Source organism: Dokdonia pacifica, assembly GCF_900188275.1.
Classification (GTDB): Bacteria; Bacteroidota; Bacteroidia; order Flavobacteriales; family Flavobacteriaceae; genus Dokdonia; species Dokdonia pacifica.
The window spans coordinates 1-2,114 of sequence record NZ_FZNY01000021.1 but is presented as its reverse complement, the minus strand read 5'-3'; the positions used below and the strand labels follow the sequence as shown (position 1 = coordinate 2,114).

Below are 2,114 nucleotides of genomic sequence, written 5' to 3'. Positions count from 1 at the left end.
AAGCATAGCATTAGTAAGTTTGATATGAGTTTTGTGTTTACAGAAATCGAAGGACAATTAGCAGTACACATAGATTATAATACAGATATTTATGATCCTGTGTTTGTAGAAAAAATAGGAATACACTTAGAAAACTTTTTAAATAGTTGTCTTCAAAATGCTGATCAAAGTATTACAGATATTAACTTCTTAACTAAAGAAGATACAGCACAACTACTTACAGAATTTAATACTACCAAAAAATCTTATGATATAAACAGAACCGTTATAGATGTATTTGTAAATCAGGTAAATAAAACGCCAGATGCAATTGCTTTAGTACACGAGGGTAAACAATTTACATATGCCGCATTAGATACATTATCAAATCAAATGGCTCATTATTTATTATCAAATTTTGAGTTGTCAAAAGAAGACATAGTTGGGATTAAATTAGATAGAGGCGAGTGGTTAGTCATTAGTCTTTTGTCAGTCTTAAAGGCAGGATGTGCTTATGTACCTATTGATCCAAGTTACCCAAAGCAACGCATTGAATACATACAAGTAGATAGTAACTGTACTATTACAATAGATACGTCATTTATAGATGCATTTAATGCAGTAGAGCATACACTTACTTCACTTCCAGAGATACATATATCTCCATCTAGTTTAGCTTACGTGATTTACACATCTGGTTCTACAGGAAAGCCTAAGGGAGTTATGATAGAGCACAAAAGTGCATTGAATTTATCTTTTTGGCATATTGAAGCGTATCATGTTACCTCTTCTAGTAGAGGAACTTTATATGCTGGGATTGGCTTTGATGCTTCTGTATGGGAAATCTACCCTTACTTATTAGCAGGCGCTTCCTTATATCCAATTTCTGACTCAGAAGTGAGATACGATGTACAACTTCTTACAGAGTTTTTAGAACAAAACGAAATCACACATGCATATTTACCAACAAAGATTTGTGAAGAATTAGTCGGACAAAATATATCCATAGAAAGAATTAAAATTTTAACTGGAGGAGAAGCACTTTCACTACCTAAAGGAGCACTAGATATACATATTTATAATAATTATGGACCCTCTGAAAACTCAGTAGTCACTACAAATTTTGATCTTAAAGATCGTTCAGGAGATAGTATTCCTATTGGAAAACCAGTTTCTAACACAGAGATCTATATTGTTTCAAATACGATGCAGTTACAGCCTGTAGGTGTCGTTGGAGAGATTTGTATTTCAGGTGTTGGGTTATCTAGAGGATATCTTAACCGTAAAGAATTAACAGAAGAGAAATTTGTTTTTAACCGCTTTCGCGAAAGCGGACTCCTATATAAAACCGGTGATTTAGGACGTTGGCTACCTGATGGAAATATCGAATTTATAGGTAGAAAAGATAGCCAAGTAAAAATACGAGGATATCGTATCGAACTTGGAGAGATAGAAAACACATTAACTTCATTAGCGGCCATAAACCAAGCAGTTATAGTGGTTGCCACAGTGAAGGAAACACAAGCACTTGTAGCATATTATACAAGTAGTAAAGAAATTAATAAACAAGAATTGCGTACAGAATTAAGTAATATGTTACCTGATTATATGGTACCTACATATTATGTGGCGCTAGATACTATTCCATTAAATGCGAATGGTAAAGTAGATAAGAAAGCATTGCCTGCTATTGTAGCAGAAGATGTAATAAAGAATGAATATGTAGCACCTAGTACAGATTTAGAAAGACAACTAGTTGCTATTTGGGAAGAAGTATTGAGTATAGATCCTATCGGGATTACTGATAACTTTTTTGAATTAGGTGGTCATAGTTTAAAGATTAATTTGATTGTCAATAAGATTAAAAATGAACTCGAATTATCGGTAGCTATTAAGGATATCTTTTTAAACCCTACGATTGCGGGTATTACGGAAGTAGTAGAAGAAATTACTTCAGATTCTATTCCTGTATCAGCAGAGAAGGAATGTTATGTTTTAACGTCATCACAGCGTAGGTTGTGGACGTTAAGTCAGTTTGACAAGGGAAGTGTTGCGTATACTATTTTTAATGCTTTTGAATTTAAAGGAGCATTGGACATTGATTCTTTATCACGAGCTTATATACAATTAGTTGA

The 2,114-nt window shown here is 33.3% G+C and carries 1 protein-coding gene; it reads left to right on the top strand.

Going from position 1 to position 2,114, the window contains the following annotated elements; genetic code table 11:
* The coding region (locus CHB80_RS24300; protein WP_143337254.1) for a non-ribosomal peptide synthetase at window positions 1–2,114 on the top strand (2,114 nt) is incomplete at both ends.